The 612-nt window shown below is 54.6% G+C and carries 1 pseudogene; it reads right to left on the minus strand.

Going from position 1 to position 612, the window contains the following annotated elements:
• Positions 1 to 62 precede the first annotated feature (62 nt).
• Positions 63 to 612: pseudogene (locus K5E19_RS23420) on the minus strand (nitrate/nitrite transporter); the annotation flags it as partial.

Raw genomic sequence — 612 nt, forward strand, 5'->3', positions numbered from 1 at the left:
TTGTAACTAAATGCAGGATAAAAAAAACGCGGCACTGAGGCCGCGTAAACGGATAATCAAACTTACTTATTTTTCTTAGTATTCCGGCCGTATACCAGCCACGTGATCACCACGCAGGCGACATAGAAAATAAGGAAGACTTTCATCGCACCCGCCGGGGAGCCGGTCAGCTCCAGAGAGATGCCGAATGATTTCGGGATAAAGAAGCCACCGATCGCGCCAATCGCTGAGATAAAGCCCAGTGCGGCTGCGGTGTCGGTTGCGGCTTCACGCATCGCGCGCTCTTCAGTACCGCCCTGCGCTTTCACACGATCCATGGTCAGCTTACGGAAGATCACGGAGATCATCTGGAAGGTAGAAGCACTTCCCAGACCGGCCGTCAGGAACAGTCCCATGAACACCGCGAAGAACGCGATAAAGTTACCGCCCTGGCCGTTGGTTGGCAGCGTCAGGAACAGCAACGCACAGAAAACCGCCATCAGGATAAAGTTCACCAGTGTGACGCGAGTCCCGCCCAGACGGTCGGAAATCATCCCGCCGGTAGAGCGTGCCAGAGCGCCGATAAACGGACCGAAGAAGGCAAAATGCAGGATCTGTACGTCAGGAAACTGG

The sequence above is a fragment of the Enterobacter sp. RIT637 genome, assembly GCF_019718755.1.
GTDB lineage: Bacteria > Pseudomonadota > Gammaproteobacteria > Enterobacterales > Enterobacteriaceae > Enterobacter.